This is a genomic window from Pseudomonas sp. NPDC088322 (assembly GCF_044740745.1).
GTDB lineage: Bacteria > Pseudomonadota > Gammaproteobacteria > Pseudomonadales > Pseudomonadaceae > Aquipseudomonas > Aquipseudomonas shirazensis.
Window position 1 is genome coordinate 728,735 of record NZ_JBIURK010000001.1, and the last position, 16,010, is coordinate 744,744.

The 16,010-nt window shown below is 61.7% G+C and carries 13 protein-coding genes; 2 read left to right on the plus strand and 11 right to left on the minus strand.

Annotation, left to right across the window (positions count from 1 at the left end; translation table 11 throughout):
- Nucleotides 1-88: 88 nt before the first annotated feature.
- The 5 genes from ACIOAU_RS03435 to puuE form a co-directional block, all read right to left on the minus strand.
- Nucleotides 89-1,444: a nucleobase:cation symporter-2 family protein gene (locus tag ACIOAU_RS03435; RefSeq protein WP_101317993.1), complete on the minus strand. Its 1,356-nt coding sequence runs from the start codon at nucleotides 1,442-1,444 to the stop codon at nucleotides 89-91.
- A 192-nt stretch (nucleotides 1,445-1,636) separates the two neighbouring features.
- Nucleotides 1,637-2,962: a urate hydroxylase PuuD gene (locus ACIOAU_RS03440; protein WP_101317995.1), complete on the minus strand. Its 1,326-nt coding sequence runs from the start codon at nucleotides 2,960-2,962 to the stop codon at nucleotides 1,637-1,639.
- 131 nt (nucleotides 2,963-3,093) lie between these two features.
- Nucleotides 3,094-3,597 carry an ureidoglycolate lyase gene (locus ACIOAU_RS03445; protein ID WP_101317997.1) on the minus strand — a complete coding sequence of 168 codons (504 nt, stop codon included), beginning with the start codon at nucleotides 3,595-3,597 and terminating at the stop codon, nucleotides 3,094-3,096.
- Between the two features lie 104 nt (nucleotides 3,598-3,701).
- The gene (gene uraD / locus ACIOAU_RS03450) at nucleotides 3,702-4,217 is read right to left on the minus strand and encodes a 2-oxo-4-hydroxy-4-carboxy-5-ureidoimidazoline decarboxylase (protein WP_101317999.1); all 516 of its coding nucleotides are present in this window, start codon (nucleotides 4,215-4,217) and stop codon (nucleotides 3,702-3,704) included.
- Nucleotides 4,217-5,143, minus strand: a complete 927-nt coding sequence (gene puuE, locus ACIOAU_RS03455) for an allantoinase PuuE (RefSeq protein WP_101318001.1) — start codon at nucleotides 5,141-5,143, stop codon at nucleotides 4,217-4,219. The genes uraD and puuE overlap by 1 nt, the downstream gene beginning before the upstream one ends.
- A gap of 388 nt (nucleotides 5,144-5,531) precedes the next feature.
- On the opposite strand from puuE, the gene uraH reads away from it, so the two are divergent.
- Complete coding sequence (gene uraH, locus ACIOAU_RS03460; protein WP_101318003.1) at nucleotides 5,532-5,885, plus strand: hydroxyisourate hydrolase; 354 nt, start codon at nucleotides 5,532-5,534, stop codon at nucleotides 5,883-5,885.
- Nucleotides 5,886-5,996: 111 nt separating this feature from the next.
- Here uraH and ACIOAU_RS03465 read toward each other — a convergent pair whose 3' ends face one another.
- Both ACIOAU_RS03465 and ACIOAU_RS03470 read right to left on the minus strand, forming a co-directional pair.
- A complete protein-coding gene (locus tag ACIOAU_RS03465; protein ID WP_401179945.1) occupies nucleotides 5,997-6,944 on the minus strand; it encodes an RHS repeat-associated core domain-containing protein in 948 nt (315 codons plus the stop codon).
- A gap of 94 nt (nucleotides 6,945-7,038) precedes the next feature.
- Complete coding sequence (locus ACIOAU_RS03470) at nucleotides 7,039-8,388, minus strand: NCS2 family permease (RefSeq protein WP_101318007.1); 1,350 nt, start codon at nucleotides 8,386-8,388, stop codon at nucleotides 7,039-7,041.
- 353 nt (nucleotides 8,389-8,741) lie between these two features.
- On the opposite strand from ACIOAU_RS03470, the gene ACIOAU_RS03475 reads away from it, so the two are divergent.
- On the plus strand, nucleotides 8,742-9,506 hold the full coding sequence (locus ACIOAU_RS03475; RefSeq protein ID WP_150569734.1) for a GntR family transcriptional regulator: 765 nt from the start codon (nucleotides 8,742-8,744) through the stop codon (nucleotides 9,504-9,506).
- Nucleotides 9,507-9,872: 366 nt separating this feature from the next.
- Here the strand turns inward: ACIOAU_RS03475 and guaD are convergent, their stop codons facing one another.
- The 4 genes from guaD to xdhA form a co-directional block, all read right to left on the minus strand.
- Nucleotides 9,873-11,177, minus strand: coding sequence for a guanine deaminase (gene guaD / locus ACIOAU_RS03480; RefSeq protein WP_150569733.1), 1,305 nt, complete (start codon nucleotides 11,175-11,177; stop codon nucleotides 9,873-9,875).
- Between the two features lie 10 nt (nucleotides 11,178-11,187).
- On the minus strand, nucleotides 11,188-12,033 hold the full coding sequence (gene xdhC / locus ACIOAU_RS03485; RefSeq protein ID WP_101318014.1) for a xanthine dehydrogenase accessory protein XdhC: 846 nt from the start codon (nucleotides 12,031-12,033) through the stop codon (nucleotides 11,188-11,190).
- A gap of 67 nt (nucleotides 12,034-12,100) precedes the next feature.
- The gene (gene xdhB, locus ACIOAU_RS03490) at nucleotides 12,101-14,500 is read right to left on the minus strand and encodes a xanthine dehydrogenase molybdopterin binding subunit (RefSeq protein WP_401179951.1); all 2,400 of its coding nucleotides are present in this window, start codon (nucleotides 14,498-14,500) and stop codon (nucleotides 12,101-12,103) included.
- A complete protein-coding gene (xdhA, locus tag ACIOAU_RS03495; protein ID WP_101318018.1) occupies nucleotides 14,493-15,938 on the minus strand; it encodes a xanthine dehydrogenase small subunit in 1,446 nt (481 codons plus the stop codon). The genes xdhB and xdhA overlap by 8 nt, the downstream gene beginning before the upstream one ends.
- Nucleotides 15,939-16,010: the final 72 nt, after the last annotated feature.

Genomic DNA, 16,010 nt, shown 5'->3' on the forward strand with positions numbered 1-16,010 from the left:
CATTCCGGCGGGCCGACGGTGTAGCGGTACTGCGTGAGCGTGAGAGCGTTGCAATCAACGGGGTAGCCAGCCTGGCCACCCCGTCGACTCAGTGTTGGTGACAGGCGTCGTTGTGCGCCGCCCGGTCAGCACCACCGAGGATGTTGAACAGCACGTTGAGCACCAGGGCACAGACCGTGGCCATGGCAATCCCGCTATGGGTGATCGGTTCCATCCACTGCGGCATCTGCGCGAAGAACTCCGGCTTGACCACGGGGATCAGGCCAAAGCCGACACTCACCGCAACCAGCAACTGGTTGCGTCGGTCGGAGATGTCCGCCTCCTGGAGGATCTTGATCCCGGTGGCGGTAACCATGCCGAACATGGCAATCGACGCACCGCCAAGCACGGCCGGTGGAATCGAGGCGATCAGGTACGCCGCCTTGGGCAGCAGGCTGAGGCCGATCAGCATGGCCCCGGCCATGACCGTGACGTAGCGGCAACGCACGCCGGTCATCTGCACCAGGCCGATGTTCTGGGCGAACGAGGAGTGGGTGAAGGTATTGAAGAAACCGGCGATGAACGACGCACCGGCATCGCACAACAGACCCCGGCGCAACATGCCCGGGGTTACTTCGCGATCAGTCACCTTGCCCAGGGCGAGGAACATGCCGGTGGACTCGACGAAGATGATCACTACCACCAGGCACATCGACAGGATCGGCGCCAGGCTGAAGGTCGGCATGCCGAAGTGCAGCGGCGTGACCACTTGCAGCCATGGCGCAGCGCCCAGCCCGGACAGGTCGACCATGCCGATCGAACCGGCGACGATGTAGCCCAGGCCCATCCCAACCAGCACCGACACGTTGACCCAGAAGCCACGCATGAAGCGGTTGATCAGCAGGATCACGGCCAGCACCAGACCGGCCACCATCAGGTAGATCGGCGCGCCGAAGGTCTCCGCTTGCTGGCCGCCACCGGCCCAGTTGACCGCCACCGGGAACAACGACAAGCCGATCGACGTGATCACCGTGCCGGTGACCAGCGGCGGGAAGAAGCGCACCACCTTGGACATGAACGGTGCGATCAGCATGCCGAAGAAGCCGGCGGCGATGGTCGCACCAAAGATGCCCTGCAGGCCCACGCCGGGCATGCCGGCCATGGCCACCATGCTGCCGACTGCGGCAAAGCTTGCGCCCATCATCACCGGCATGCGAATGCCGACCGGGCCGATACCGAACGATTGGATAATTGTGGCAACGCCTGCGACCAGCAGGTCAGCGTTGATCAGGAAGGCGACTTCTTCACGCGACAGGCCAGCGGCCTGGCCAATGATCAGCGGCACGGCGATCGCGCCGCCGTACATCAGCAGCACGTGTTGCAGACCCACCAGGATCAGCTGAAACAGGGGCAGGGGCTGTCGTGGCGGCGCAACAGGGATGTACGCCTTGGATGACTCTGACATGCAGCACCTCGAGTTTTGTTTTTATTCTCGGATCCAAGCGGTCAACCTGCAGCGCCAGGCTTTGGGTAAAAGCCAGGGGTTCACGCTGCGGGTTTGCGCTCGATGCTTGCTTGTTGCGTAGTGCGCGTAGCGCAGGCGTGCCCTGCACGGGAAGTGGTCCCGGTGCAGGAGCAAGCCTGGCGATGCGTGGGGTCAGTTGACGGGGGCGCCTTTGGCGATCCAGTCACCGACCAGTTTGCGTTCTTCAACGGTCATCTGGGTGATGTTGCCCAGCGGCATGATCTGGCTGGCAACCGCTTGCGCCTGAATGCGCGCGGCCTGGGCCTGGATCTGCTGCGGGGTATCGAACATCACGCCACCTGGCGCCGTGCTGAACAGTGGGCTGGTCGGCTTGGACGAGTGGCACACAGTGCAGCGTTCCTGGATCACGTTGTGAATCGTGTCGAAGGTGTCACCCGACTGGGCTGTGGCCTGGGCCGGAGCCTGTGCAGCAGCGGCCGGTGCTTCAGCCGCCTTGGCCGCATCGGCAGCACGCTGTTCGGCAGCGGTCTTGCCGCCTACGGCCGTGGCTGGCAGCGGTTGATACTCGATCTTCGCCGCAGCCTGCTCAGGAGTAGTTGGCAAAGGTTTAGGGCCGGTGACATAGGCCAGGCAGATCATCGCCAGAGCGCCGACGGGCAGGGTCCAGGCGTATTTGTTGCTGTCGTGACGGGTGTTGAAGTAGTGACGGATCAATACCGCAGCCACTGCAATCCCGGCCAGGATCAACCAGTTGTACTGGCTGCCGTAGGTGCTCGGGAAGTGGTTGCTGATCATGATGAACAGCACCGGCAGGGTGAAGTAGTTGTTGTGCCGCGAGCGCAGCAGGCCTTTGGCCGGCAACAGCGGGTCGGGCGTCTGGTTGGCTTCGATCGCCGCGACCAGCTGGCGCTGGGCCGGCATGATGATGCGGAACACGTTACCGACCATGATGGTGCCGATGATCGCACCGGTGTGCAGGTACGCACCACGACCGCTGAACACCAGGCTGAAGCCCCAGCATGCGGCGATGATCAGTACGAACAGCACGCCGCCGAGCAGGGCAGGGCGCTTGCCCAATGGTGAGTCACAGAGGATGTCGTAGATGAACCAGCCGGCTACCAGCGAACCGATACCGATGGCCACGCCTTCGGCGCCGCTCAGCGAGCTGCCCGGGGCGAGCAGGTACAGGGTCGGGTTCCAGTAGAACACCACGCACAGCAGGGCGATCCCGGACATCCAGGTGAAGTAGGCTTCCCATTTGAACCAGTGCAGGTTCTCGGGCATTTTCGGCGGCGCCAGCTTGTACTTCTCCAGGTGGTAGATACCACCACCGTGGATGGCCCAGAGATCACCCGACAACCCATCGCGCGGGTTGCTGCGGTTGAGGTGGTTCTCCAGCCAGACGAAGTAGAACGATGCACCGATCCAGGCGACGCCTGTGATCATGTGAACCCAGCGAATGCTCAGGTTCAGCCATTCGTGAAGGTGTGCTTCCACAGTATGTACCTCTTGCCGATCACCAGCTTGAACGCTGCACGCGACCTTGCGCGCGATAAGCAGGCTGCGAGCGCAGCAGGTTTATCGCGACACCGAGTATTTCATGCAGGCCGTGGATGACCGACCTTTTCTTATTGGTGGGGATTGAGGATCAACATCTGTTCCTCGGTGAAGTAATGCTCATCGCAGTTGTTGCCTGAACCACTGCGATCAACCACCAGGAAATCATCCCGCTTTTCGATCGTCAGCACCGGGTGGTGCCAAACGCCGCGATGGTAATTGACGCCCTGCCTGCCGTTGCTGCGGAAGGCACGGACCAAACCTGATACAGGTGCATCGCCAACTGGCGCGACCACGATCAGAAACTGATTGCCGAGCAGCGGAATGAAAGCCTGGCTGCCCAGCGGATGGCGTTCGAGCATACGCACGGTCAACGGCATTTCCAGCGCGTCGGCGCGGAAGATACTGATGATGGCGTTGTCCTCAGGCTCGGCGGTTTCAACCGTGGCGAGCTTGTGGAAGCGCATGGTCGAGCCGTTGTTGATCATGAAGTGGTCGCTGCCGTCGGTTTCGATCACGTCACCAAAGGGGGCGAAGGCTTCTTTGCTCAGGGGCTCGATCACTAGTGTGCGCATGCTTGTTATCTCTTCTTCTATGACTGGCTAATGTGGTGGTGCGCTTGCCGGAAGGCCCTGGGTACGCTCGCGTGGCGGACTCGGGCCAGACCTTGTGGCAAGCCTTACAGCTGCAGCAGGCGGAACAGCGCGATCAGGTTGATCTGCGCCAGCGCCTCTTTGAATTCGGCATCGGCATCGTTGTGAATCCGGGTTTCGAACGCCGCCAGAATCTGGTGTCGGTTACTGCCCTTGACCGCCATGATGAACGGGAACTGGAACTTGGCCTTGTAGGCATCGTTGAGTTCGGTGAAGCGGGCGAACTCTTCGGCAGTGCACTGGTGGATACCGGCGCCAGCCTGTTCATTGGTACTCGATTCGGTCAGTTCGCCCTGGACGGCGGCTTTGCCGGCCAGGTCCGGGTGAGCGTTGATCAAGGCCAACTGGTCGGCGTGGCTGGCGCTGAGCAGGATGTCGCTCATGCGCTGATGCAGGGCTTCGATCTGGTCCAGCTCGGCCAGTTGACCGAGGTCATAGGCCTTCTCGGCCACCCACGGCGAGTGCTCGTAGATGTCGGCAAAGGCGCTGACGAACGCGTCACGGCTCAGGGTCGAAGGAGTCAGGGTCTTGAAGGCGGTCATCAGGCGTTCTCGTTCTGGTACGGGTGGGTGGTGTGCCAGTGGCGGGCGATGTCCACGCGACGGGCAAACCAGACCTGGTCATGGCTCTTGGCGTATTCGACGAAGCGCTTCAGCGCTGCCAGCCGCGCCGGGCGACCGACCAAGCGGCAGTGCAGGCCGATCGAGAGCATCTTCGGCGCTTCGGCGCCTTCTTCGTAGAGCACATCAAAGGCGTCCTTGAGGTACTGGAAGAACTGCTCGCCACAGTTGAAGCCCTGCACCTGGGTGAAGCGCATGTCGTTGGTGTCGAGGGTGTACGGGATCACCAGATGCGGCTTGCCGGTCGGGTTGTTCGGCTCCCAGTAGGGCAGGTCGTCGTCGTAGGTGTCGCTGTCGTAGAGGAAACCGCCTTCTTCCATCACCAGCCTACGCGTGTTGGCGCCGGTACGACCGGTGTACCAGCCCAGTGGGCGCTCGCCGGTCAGCTCGGTGAGGATGCGGATGGCTTCGAGCATGTGCTCGCGCTCCTGCGCCTCGTCCATGTTCTGGTAGTCGATCCAGCGGTAGCCGTGGCTGCAGATCTCATGGCCAGCTTCGGCCATGGCGCGGATCACATCCGGATGGCGCTGCGCGGCCATGGCCACGGCGAAGATGGTCAGCGGTACGCCGGTGTCCTTGAACAGCTTGAGCAGGCGCCAGACGCCGGCGCGGCTGCCGTACTCGTACAGCGACTCCATGCTCATGTTGCGTTGGCCCTGCAGGGGCTGGGCGGCAACCATTTCAGACAGGAAGGCTTCGGACTCTTTGTCGCCGTGGAGGATGTTGCGCTCGCCACCTTCCTCATAGTTGAGTACGAACGACAAGGCGATGCGGGCGTTGCCCGGCCAGTGCGGGTGAGGTGGGTTGTTGCCGTAACCGATCAGGTCGCGAGGGTAGTCAGCGCTCACTGCAGTCTTCCTTCTTGTACGTTGTGCGAGGGGTGGTGGACCCGCGTCGGGTTGTCGCACTCACCGGATGGGCTGATTGTATACAACTTCTGAAATCTTTTGTAAGCCTGTTTTTCCGCATTTCTGCCCTTTTGTCGCGTGAGACTGCTTTGCAAGAAACTTGCCTGATTGGTCAGCTAATGACCTGGGCCTGCTTATACAGCCTATATCTGGCGATACATAGCAGGTTTTCGCGAGCGTGTGGCGGAGTGGCGCTGAAGGGTCTAAAAAATTGTGTACAATTTATTGAGAAAGTGTCTTAATGAGCTCATTCCCGCACACGGCAGGCCCTCTTACGGTGCTTGCTGGGTATTTTCTGCCCACGAACTGAACAAGAGGCGACACGCACATGGGACGTCTGACCACTCACGTACTGGACGCTGCGCATGGCTGCCCGGGCAGCTCGATCAAGGTCGAGCTGTACCGTGTCGACGGCCAGCAGCTGGAATTGGTTAATACCGCGCTGACCAACAGCGATGGCCGCGTCGATGCGCCGTTGCTGCAGGGTGACGATTACCGCACCGGCGTGTACCAGTTGCAGTTCAGTGCCGGGGATTACTATCGAGCTCGGGGCGTGGCTTTGCCAGAAGCGGCGTTCCTGGATGTTGTGGTACTGCGCTTTGGGGTCGACGAGAAGCAGGAGCACTACCACGTGCCGCTGCTAATCTCGCCTTACAGCTACTCGACCTATCGTGGAAGCTAGTTGGTCGCTAGAAGAATCTTCGTAGGTCTTTGGCCCGCTCTCACACTGGCGGGCTTTTTTTCGTCTAGAGATTGGTGTTTCTGAGGTCTTGTGACCATCGCCGGTCTTTGTTCAGGTGTGTTTTCGCACGGCCTGGTTGTTCTGCTTCAGTACTCGGCCAGTCGCATAGCCGGCCTTGTCCTCGGCGCCAGCAGCAATGGCGCCCATGAAATTGAATGTGGCCCCGACGATGCGTTCAGCGCCTTTCTCAGTGGTCACCCATACGCGTGCGGCCTCGAGGTGAGCCGACGTGTTCGAGATCTGACCGCTGAGATTTTGCGTGGCTATATCGCGGTATATACCCGCGTGCTCAGTGGTCAGCGTGGCGTCGTTGTGACTCGTCAGGTTGTCGTTGACCTTGAACAGCTTTTGCGTAAAGGGTGTGCTGTCCACTTGGTCACTGGCAAATTTACGGATTACTGCCCTTCCCAACCTTGGTGATTCCTGCGAGGTTGGATCCGGGAAGAGTGCTTTGCTCGCCAGGTCTACTGACTTTTTTGCAACCTGAATTTTCGGTTGGACGTGTTTTCTCATGAACGTAAGCGCCCAAGGGGTTTTCCCAGTGGGGTCGGTAAGGTTTATCGGGTCATTCAGGCAGTAGGCATAGGCATTCAACCCACCGCTGCCGAACGGACTCAGGCTGTCCGGGCTGAGGAATTTCATGAGCGACGGGCTGTAGGCGCGATGACCGTTGCCGAGCAGGTAGTAGCCGGTTACCGGTTCGCGCTTTTGTCCGGTGAACGACAGCAGGCTGGCGCCCGCCTCCAGGGGGTGGTGGCCATAGGCGGCGTAGGCGATGCTCGCGCTGCTGGCGGCGCCCTGCAGCCGCACAATCGATCCTTGCTGATCGACGCCGAGCGGACGGGTGGCCGTGGTGTTGTCCAGCTGCGCCAAGGCTGACTCGCCATGGCGCAGCAGCGTGACGCATCGCTCACCTTGAAGCTCGGTCGCCAGGGATGACCCTTGGTAGAAGCGCAGCGCCGGGGGCAAAACGGAGGGTGGGGTGGTGTTGGGGAGCATGTTCGGGTCTCGGCATGGAGAAGATGAGACCCGAGTCTAACGTGGGGTTTTTCTGCAGTGACCTGTCAAAAATGACAGGCCACTGCAAGAGGCCCTAGAGGAATACGAACTTGGCGATGAAGATCACGCAGAGTACCCAAAGGCTGGGCGAAATCTCCTTGTACTTGCCCGTCCCGGCCTTGAGCACCACGTAGCTGATGAAGCCCAGGGCAATGCCGTCCGCCACCGAGAAGGTCAACGGCATCATGATCACCGTGACGATCGCCGGAATGCTGTCGGTGGCTTCGTCCCAGTTGATATGGGCCATGCTGCCCATCATCAGCATCGCCACGTAGATCAGCGCGCCAGCGGTGGCGTAGGCGGGGATCATCCCTGCCAGCGGGGCGAAGAACATCGCCGCGACGAACAGTGCCCCGACCACCACGGCGGTCAGCCCGGTACGGCCACCTGCGGCCACTCCCGCAGCGCTCTCGACATAGCTGGTGACCGGCGGCACGCCAACGGCGGCGCCGAACACGCTCGAGGCACTGTCGGCCTTCAGCGCCCGTGACAGGTTTTCGATCTTGCCGTCCGGCGCCACCAGGTTGGCGCGCTGGGCAACCCCCATCAAGGTCCCGGCGGTGTCGAACATGTGCACGAAGAGAAACGCCAGCACCACGCTGATCATGCTCACGTTGAACACGCCGGCGACGTCCATGGCCATCCAGGTCGGCGCCAGACTCGGCGGCAGCGAGAACACCCCGCCGTACTGCACCAGGCCCAAGCCCCAGCCGGCCAGGGTAACGCTGATGATGGCGATCAGGATCGCACCGAACACTCGGTGATAGCTGAGCACCGCGATCATCAGGAAGCACACCGCCGCCAACAGCGGGCCGGCCTCGTGCAGCGAGCCGAGCTTGATCAGGGTCGCCGGGCTGTCGACGACGATGCCCGCAGTCTTCAGGCCGATCAGCCCGAGAAACAATCCGACGCCGGCCCCCATGGCATGGCGCAGGCTCAGCGGAATGCTGTTGAGCAGCCATTCGCGAATCCGCGACAAGGTCAGGAACATGAACAGCACCCCGGAGACGAACACGGCGCCCAGCGCCGCCTCCCAGGTGTAGCCCATGGTGCCGACCACGGTGTAGGTGAAGAAGGCGTTGAGCCCCATGCCCGGCGCCAGGCCAACCGGCCAGTTGGCGTAAAGCCCCATCAGCAGGCAGCCGAGCGCGGCCGAGATGCAGGTGGCGACGAACGCCGCACCATGATCGATGCCGGCGTCAGCCATGATGTTGGGGTTGACGAAGATGATGTAGGCCATGGTGATGAAGGTGGTCACCCCGGCGATCATTTCGGTCTTGACGGTGGTGCCATGTCGCTTGAGTTTGAAAATCCGTTCCAGCCAGCTCGTTTCGAGCGGCGGGGTGAGATCCAGCGTAGGGGCGTCGGATTTGCGGGTGTCCACAGCGAGTACTCCTCAAGTCTTTCTTGTTGTTCGGAACCAGTGTCCTGCGCTATGCACTTGGTGATTCCGCGAGGGTGAGGCAGACGTCTGACCGTTTTTGTTGACTCATGGGTCAAGAAGTTGCTCGCTGGATTATGCGTTTGTGTACAAATAATGCAAATAATGTTTTATCTTTCCTGGGTACAATCTTGTAAATAGTGGCTATATGCCGAAATGGCCACCTGCAGAAACGGGTCAGCCTGTGTACAATGGGCCAGTACCTTTCTTCTTATTTCCAACCAGGGCTTGCCAGCCACCCTCTGACAGGCAGTACAGTCAAGGTCCGATTGGCGGATTCCCATGCTCGAGTGCCCATGAACGAACAGCTGCAGCCTCTCAAGAAACCTGTACGCACCGGCAAGGCCGGGCGCAGTGGTACCCAGGACGACATCGTCTACGCGCATATTTTCGAGGCGATCCTCGAGCAGCGGCTGGCGCCGGGCACCAAGTTGAGCGAGGAAGCGCTGGGCGAGATCTTTGGCGTCAGCCGCACCATCATTCGTCGCGCGTTGTCGCGTCTGGCCCATGAGAGCGTGGTGTTGCTGCGGCCCAATCGCGGTGCCGTGGTTGCCAGTCCGACGGTTGAAGAGGCGCGGCAGGTGTTCTTTTCGCGACGGATGGTTGAGCGGGCGATTACCGAGTTGGCGGTGCAGCATGCTACGGCTGAGCAGCTGAACGAGCTGCGGCAGATGGTGCGTGACGAGCGCGACAGCTTTTCGCGGGGTGATCGTGGGGCCGGGATTCGGCTTTCCGGGGAGTTTCACCTGAAGCTGGCCGAGGCTGCTGGGAATGCACCTTTGGTGAGTTTCCAGCGTAGTCTGGTGTCGCAGACATCGCTGATCATTGCTCAGTATGAGAGCGGGAACCGGTCGCACTGTTCATATGATGAGCATATGCAGCTGATCGATGCGATCGAGGCGAGGGATGCGGGGCAGGCGGTTAGCTTGATGATGCATCATATGGATCATATCGACAGCAAGCTGAACCTCGATGAGGAGAGTGCTTCGGACGATCTGCATGCGGTGTTTTCGCACTTGTTGCAGAAGAAGCCTGCTCGGGCTACTTCGGCTAAAGGTTGATTGGTTGGTTGTCGGCTTGGGACTTATCCGATTGATGTGTGGTTTGATCGGGCCCCTTTCGCCCTTACGGCGAGTCACTTTTTTGGCAAACGCCCCAAACAAGGTCTTGGCTCCACATCCGGCCCCTTCGCTGCGCTGGCGCAGAGCGGGTCAAAGTGGGTTTCGCGATGGTGGTTGGCCGTCAGATTGCCGGGGCCGCTACGCGACCCTTCGCAGGTGAACCCGCTCCCACAGACCGCGCATGTCGATGGTACGCGGCCCCTGTAGGAGCGGCCTTGTGTCGCGAAAGGGCTGCGTAGCAGCCCCGGCAATCTCAAACCAATCAAAGCTCGGGCAGCCACAACAATCCCGCCCTGCGCCAGCGCGCTACCGCTGATGCACACACCGCCCAGCCGCATACGTCTCCAGCACGGTCCGATCATCCCCCAGCGTCGTCAACACAAACAACGTTTCCTCGATCCCCCCCGATTGCTGCAGGCGATACTCAAGCAACGGCGTAGCCTTATAATCGAGGACCACGAAGTCCGCATCATTACCCGGACGCAAACTTCCCACCCGATCCTCCAGCCGCAAAGCCCGAGCCCCACCCAGCGTCGCCAGGTACAACGACTTGAACGGGTGCAAGCGCGCGCCCTGCAACTGCATCACCTTGTAAGCCTCATTCAAGGTATGCAGCAGCGAAAAACTGGTCCCCGCGCCAACATCCGTGCCCAGCCCGACATTGACCTTGAACTTCTCAGCTTGCGGCAAGTTAAACAAGCCACTGCCCAGGAACAGGTTCGAGGTCGGGCAGAACGCCACCGCCGAGCCCGTCTCCGAAAGCCGCTGACACTCTTCATCACACAGATGCACGCCATGGGCAAACACCGACCGCTCCCCCAGCAGCTCGAAGTGATCGTAGACGTCCAGGTAACCCTTCTGCTCCGGGAACAAGCCCTTGACCCAGTCGATCTCCTGCAGGTTCTCGGACAGGTGCGTATGCATGTACACCCCCGGATGCTCCTTCAGTAACTGGCCGGCCATCGCCAATTGCTCGGGCGTGCTGGTCGGGGCAAAGCGCGGCGTCACCGCATAGTGCAGCCGGCCCTTGCCATGCCAGCGCTGAATCAGCGCCTTGCTCTCGGTGTAGGACGACTCCGCCGTGTCGGTCAGATAATCCGGCGCGTTGCGGTCCATCATCACCTTGCCGGCGATCAGGCGCAGGTCCAGCCGCTCGGCCTCTTCGAACAGCGCGTTGACCGACTCCGGATGCACACTGCCGAACACCAGTGCGGTGGTGGTGCCGTTGCGCAGCAGCTCCTGCAGGAAGATCTTCGCGACCTTGTCGGCATGCGCCTTATCGGCAAACTGCTTTTCGCAGGGGAAGGTGTAGGTGTTCAGCCAGTCCAGCAACTGCTCGCCATAGGAGCCGATCATGCCGGTCTGCGGGAAGTGGATATGGGTGTCGATAAAGCCCGGGGTGATCAGGGCATCCTGGTAATGCACCACGTCGATGTCGGCATCCAGCGTCGGCAGCAGGTCGCTGGCGTGACCGAGGGCGCTGATGCGGCCTTCGTCGACCACCAGCAGGCCGTCCGGGTAGTACTCGCAGGATGCCTCCAGGCCGACTTCGGCGGGGTCGCCAACGCTGTGCAGAATGGCGGATCGGTAAGCTTTGCGGGTTGCGCTCATAACACTCTCGTCAATTGGCGTGGCTGCGGCGCGACGGCGGCAGCAACTGAGCAATGGGGCCGGCATTGACCGCAGCATCGTGCTGGCCAAAACAGGCGTTGTAGGTGGCGATGATTTCGCCGGCAATCGACACGGCGATCTCGATCGGCAATTTGCCTTTGACCTCGGCCAGGCCCATCGGGCAACGCATGCGTGCTAGCACCGCATCGTCATAGCCGCGATCACGCAGGCGATGCTCGAACTTGGCCCGTTTGGTCTTCGAGCCGATGAGGCCGAACCAGGTGAAGTCGTTGCGCTTGAGGATCGCCGCGGTCAGCTCGAGGTCGAGCTGGTGGTTGTGGGTCATGACGATGCAGTAACTGCCTGGCGGCAGCGCAGCCACTTCGTCGACCGGCTCCTCGCTGATGATGCGGCTCACGCCGGTGGGGATCAGCTCCGGAAATTCTTGCTCGCGCGAGTCGATCCAGCGCACCCGGCAGGGCAGGGCAGCGAGCAAGGGTACCAGAGCCCGGCCGACGTGGCCCGCACCGAACACGGCGATCTCGGCCTGCACCGCCGCCATTGGCTCGAACAGCAGCACGGTAACGCCGCCGCAGCATTGGCCAAGGCTCGCGCCGAGGCTGAAGCGCTCCAGATGCGGGGTGCTGCGCTGCTCGTCGAGCATCTGCCGGGCGATGTGCAGGGCCTTGTACTCAAGGTGGCCACCGCCGATGGTGTCGAACAGCTGGCGGGCGCTGACGACCATCTTCGAGCCGGCATTGCGCGGGGTCGAGCCGCGCTCTTCGATGATGGTCACCAGCACGCAGGGTTCACCGCGAGCTTGCAGGTCGGCGAGGGCGTTGATCCATTGGTGCATGATACAAAACCTCAGTTGGCTTCAACTCAGCCCCGCGCAGCACAGGGCTGCGCGGGGCTGCCTGCGGTCACGATGTGACAGGTTCCACGTGCTGTTCAGCAGGCTGCTGCACGGCCAGGGTCTGGCGCATCTGCTCGCAGCCCCACAGGACCCGCTCAGGCGTGGCTGGCGCGTCGATGTTGGGTTGCGCGCGGTAGTCGGCGATGCTGGCGACGGCGTCCTTGATCGCGCACCAGGCAGCGATACCGAGCATGAACGGCGGCTCGCCGACGGCCTTGGAATGGAACACGGTGTCTTCCGGGTTCTTGCGGTTCTCGACCAGCTTGACCCGCAGGTCCAGCGGCATGTCGGCCACGGCCGGGATCTTGTAGCTGGCCGGGCCGTTGGTAACCAGCTTGCCCTTGGCGTTCCACACCAACTCTTCGGTGGTCAGCCAGCCCATGCCCTGAATGAAGCCGCCTTCGACCTGACCGATGTCGATGGCCGGGTTCAGCGAGTCGCCGACGTCATGCAGGATATCGGCACGCAGCAATTTGTACTCGCCGGTCAGGGTGTCGACGATGACCTCGACGCAGGCTGCGCCGAAGGCGAAGTAGTAGAATGGCCGGCCGCGCGCCTGAGAGCGGTCGTAGAAGATCTTCGGCGTGCGGTAGAAGCCGGTAGTCGACAGCGACACCTGGGCAAAATAGGCCTGCTGCACCAGCGTCTCGAAGCTGATCAGTTCCTCACGCACGCGCACATGGCCGTTGCGGAATTCAACGTCTTCCTCGGTGACATTCCAGTGTCGGGCGGCAAACTCGACCAGGCGCTTCTTGAGGATCTCGGCCGCGTTCTGTGCCGCCTTGCCGTTCAGGTCGGCGCCACTGGATGCAGCGGTCGGTGAGGTATTGGGGACCTTGTCGGTATTGGTCGCCGTGATCTGAATGCGGTCGATCTCGACCTGGAACACCTGCGCAACCACCTGTGCAACCTTGGTGTTCAAACCCTGGCCCATCTCGGTGCCGCCATGGTTGAGGTGGATGCTGCCGTCGGTGTAGATGTGGATCAGTGCACCGGCCTGGTTGAGGAAGGTGGCGGTGAATGAGATGCCGAACTTGACCGGGGTCAGTGCCAGGCCTTTTTTCAGTACCGGGCTGTGCTCGTTGAAGTGGCGGATCGACTTGCGCCGCTCGGCGTAGTCGCTGCTGGCCTCCAGTTCGGCGGTCATTTCCTCGATCAGGTTGTGTTCGACGGTCTGGTAGTAATGGGTGACGTTGCGCTCGATCTTGCCGTAGTAGTTGGCCTTGCGCACATCCAGCGGGTCACGGCCGAGCTGACGGGCAATGTGGTCCATCACCTGCTCGATGGCGACCATGCCTTGCGGCCCGCCGAAACCGCGGTAGGCGGTGTTGGAGGCGGTGTTGGTCTTGCAACGGTGGCCGTTGACGGTGGCGTCGCCAAGGTAATAGGCGTTGTCCGAGTGGAACATGGCGCGGTCGACGATCGAGCCGGACAGGTCAGGCGAGTAGCCGCAGTTGCCGGCGAGGTCGAACTGGATGCCGTGCAGGCGGCCGTCGTCATCGAAGCCGACGTCGTACTCGACGTAGAACGGGTGGCGCTTGCCGGTCATGGTCATGTCTTCGACCCGTGGCAGGCGCATCTTGGTCGGCTGGCCGGTCAGGCGCGCTATCACCGCGCACAGGCATGCCGGGCTGGCGGCCTGGGTTTCCTTGCCGCCGAAGCCGCCACCCATGCGGCGCATGTCGAGGACGATCTTGTTCATCGGCACATCGAGCACTTCGGCGACCAATTTTTGCACTTCGGTCGGGTTCTGCGTCGAGCAGTACACGATCATGCCGCCGTCTTCGGTCGGCATCACCGAGGAGATTTGCGTTTCCAGGTAGAAGTGCTCTTGGCCACCGATATGCAAGGTCCCCTGCAAGCGGTGCGGGGCGCTGGCCAGGGCGGCAACCGAATCACCGCGCTGATGGGTATGGCTGTCGAGCACGAAGTGCTTGTCGCGCAGCGCCTGGACCACATCCAGCACCGGTTCGAGGTCTTCGTATTCGATGATCGCCGCCATCGCCGCACGGCGAGCGGTTTCCAGGTCGCGGGCAGCTACCGCCAGCACCGGTTGGCCGAAGAACTCGACCTTGTCGATCGCCAGCAATGGGTCGCCGGCGACCACCGGGCCGATATCCTTGAGGCCGGGGATGTCTTCATGGGTGATGGCGATGCGTACGCCTTCGAAGGCGTAGCACGGCGCGGTATCGATACTCAGGATGCGCGCGTGGGCGCGGTCAGCGGTGCGCGCATACACATGCAACTGATTGGGGAATTCGAGGCGGTCATCGATATACACCGCTTCGCCGCTGACGTGTTTGTCGGCGCTGTCGTGCTTGACGCTGCGGCCGACACCGGTGGTCAGGTCCTGGCGGAACAGTTCGGCCATCTCGGCCTGGCTCTTGACGGCATGATGATTAGACATAGTCGGTCACCCGGGTTTCGATGTGCGGCGATTGCAGTTCGATGAAGTACTTGCGCAGCAGGTTCTGTGCGGTCAGCAGGCGGTATTCCTTGCTCGCGCGGAAGTCCGAGAGCGGGCTGAAGTCTTCGCCCAGCGCCTGGCAGGCACGTTCAAGGGTGGCCTGGTTCCACGGCTTGCCGCGCAGCGCGGCTTCACAGGCACGGGCGCGTTTGGGAATCGCTGCCATCCCGCCAAAGGCAATGCGCACGCCGCTGACCACACCGTTTTCGATGCTCAGGTTGAACGCTGCACAAACTGCCGAGATGTCGTCGTCCAGTCGCTTGGAGACCTTGTAGGCGCGGAACGTCCAGTCGTTGCTGGCCCGCGGCACGATGATCTTCTCGATGAACTCGCTGTCCTGGCGGGCCGTGATGCGGTAGTCGATGAAGTAGTCTTCCAGTGGCAGCACGCGCTGGCGCTGGCCCTGGCGCAGTACCACCTGGGCATCCAGGGCAATCAGCAGCGGCGGCGAATCACCGATGGGCGAGGCATTGCCGATGTTGCCGCCGAGGGTGCCCTGGTTGCGAATCTGCAATGACGCAAAGCGGTGCAGCAGGGCGCCAAAATCGGCGTACTCATCGCTGAGCGCGCCGTAGCAGTCGGTCAGCGGCGTCGCTGCGCCGATCTCCAGATGAGTGGCGGTCTTGTCGATGCGCTTGAGTTCGGCGACGTTGCCGACATAGATCATCACCGGCAAGGTCTTGTGGAACTGGGTTACTTCCAGCGCCAGGTCGGTGCCGCCGGCAAGCAGGCGCGCTTCTGGGTGCGAGCTGTACAGGTCGGCCAGGTCGGCAACAGTCAGCGGCACCAGACAGCGCTTGTCGCCGCTGTTCAGTTCGCCGGTTTCGGACGGGGCGATGGCCTTGAGGCGGGCGATGGTCTGCGCTTGTTGCGCATCGAACTGATCGCGGCACGGTGTGGCGCAGCTCTGTTCGGCAGCGGCGAGGATCGGCCGGTAGCCGGTGCAACGGCACAGGTTGCCGGCGAGGGCTTCCTGGGCCTGCTGGGTGTCGGCGCCGTTGCTGTTCTTCTGCAAGGCAAACAGCGACATGACAAAGCCGGGAGTGCAGAAGCCGCATTGCGAGCCGTGGCAGTCGGCCATGGCTTTTTGCACACTGTGCAGTTCGCCCTGATGCTTGAGGCCTTCGACGCTGATCAATTGTTTGCCGTGCAACGACGAAACGAAGGTCAGGCACGAGTTGAGGCTGCGGTAGCGCAGGCTCTGGCCGTCTTCTTCGAGCTCGCCGACCACCACTGTACAGGCGCCGCAGTCGCCACTGGCGCAGCCTTCCTTGGTGCCGGATTTGCCAAGGTGTTCGCGCAGGTACTGCAGCACGGTCATGTTCGGGTCCAGGGCGTGCTCATTACGCAGCTCCTGGTTTACGAGAAACTGGATCACGGGGAAGGCCTCGCAATGGTTTTATTGTTGTTCCGGCGGACTCTAAGCAGGCTTGATCGCCGGGTCAATGAT

What these genes read in the sequence shown, in the direction of transcription:
- ACIOAU_RS03435 (WP_101317993.1), bottom strand. Translation starts at nt 1,444, where the DNA reads ATGTCAGAGTCATCCAAGGCGTACATCCCTGTTGCGCCGCCACGACAG.
- ACIOAU_RS03445 (WP_101317997.1), bottom strand. Translation starts at nt 3,597, where the DNA reads ATGCGCACACTAGTGATCGAGCCCCTGAGCAAAGAAGCCTTCGCCCCC.
- uraD (WP_101317999.1), bottom strand. Translation starts at nt 4,217, where the DNA reads ATGACCGCCTTCAAGACCCTGACTCCTTCGACCCTGAGCCGTGACGCG.
- uraH (WP_101318003.1), top strand. Translation starts at nt 5,532, where the DNA reads ATGGGACGTCTGACCACTCACGTACTGGACGCTGCGCATGGCTGCCCG.
- ACIOAU_RS03465 (WP_401179945.1), bottom strand. Translation starts at nt 6,944, where the DNA reads ATGCTCCCCAACACCACCCCACCCTCCGTTTTGCCCCCGGCGCTGCGC.
- ACIOAU_RS03475 (WP_150569734.1), top strand. Translation starts at nt 8,742, where the DNA reads ATGAACGAACAGCTGCAGCCTCTCAAGAAACCTGTACGCACCGGCAAG.
- guaD (WP_150569733.1), bottom strand. Translation starts at nt 11,177, where the DNA reads ATGAGCGCAACCCGCAAAGCTTACCGATCCGCCATTCTGCACAGCGTT.
- xdhC (WP_101318014.1), bottom strand. Translation starts at nt 12,033, where the DNA reads ATGCACCAATGGATCAACGCCCTCGCCGACCTGCAAGCTCGCGGTGAA.
- xdhB (WP_401179951.1), bottom strand. Translation starts at nt 14,500, where the DNA reads ATGTCTAATCATCATGCCGTCAAGAGCCAGGCCGAGATGGCCGAACTG.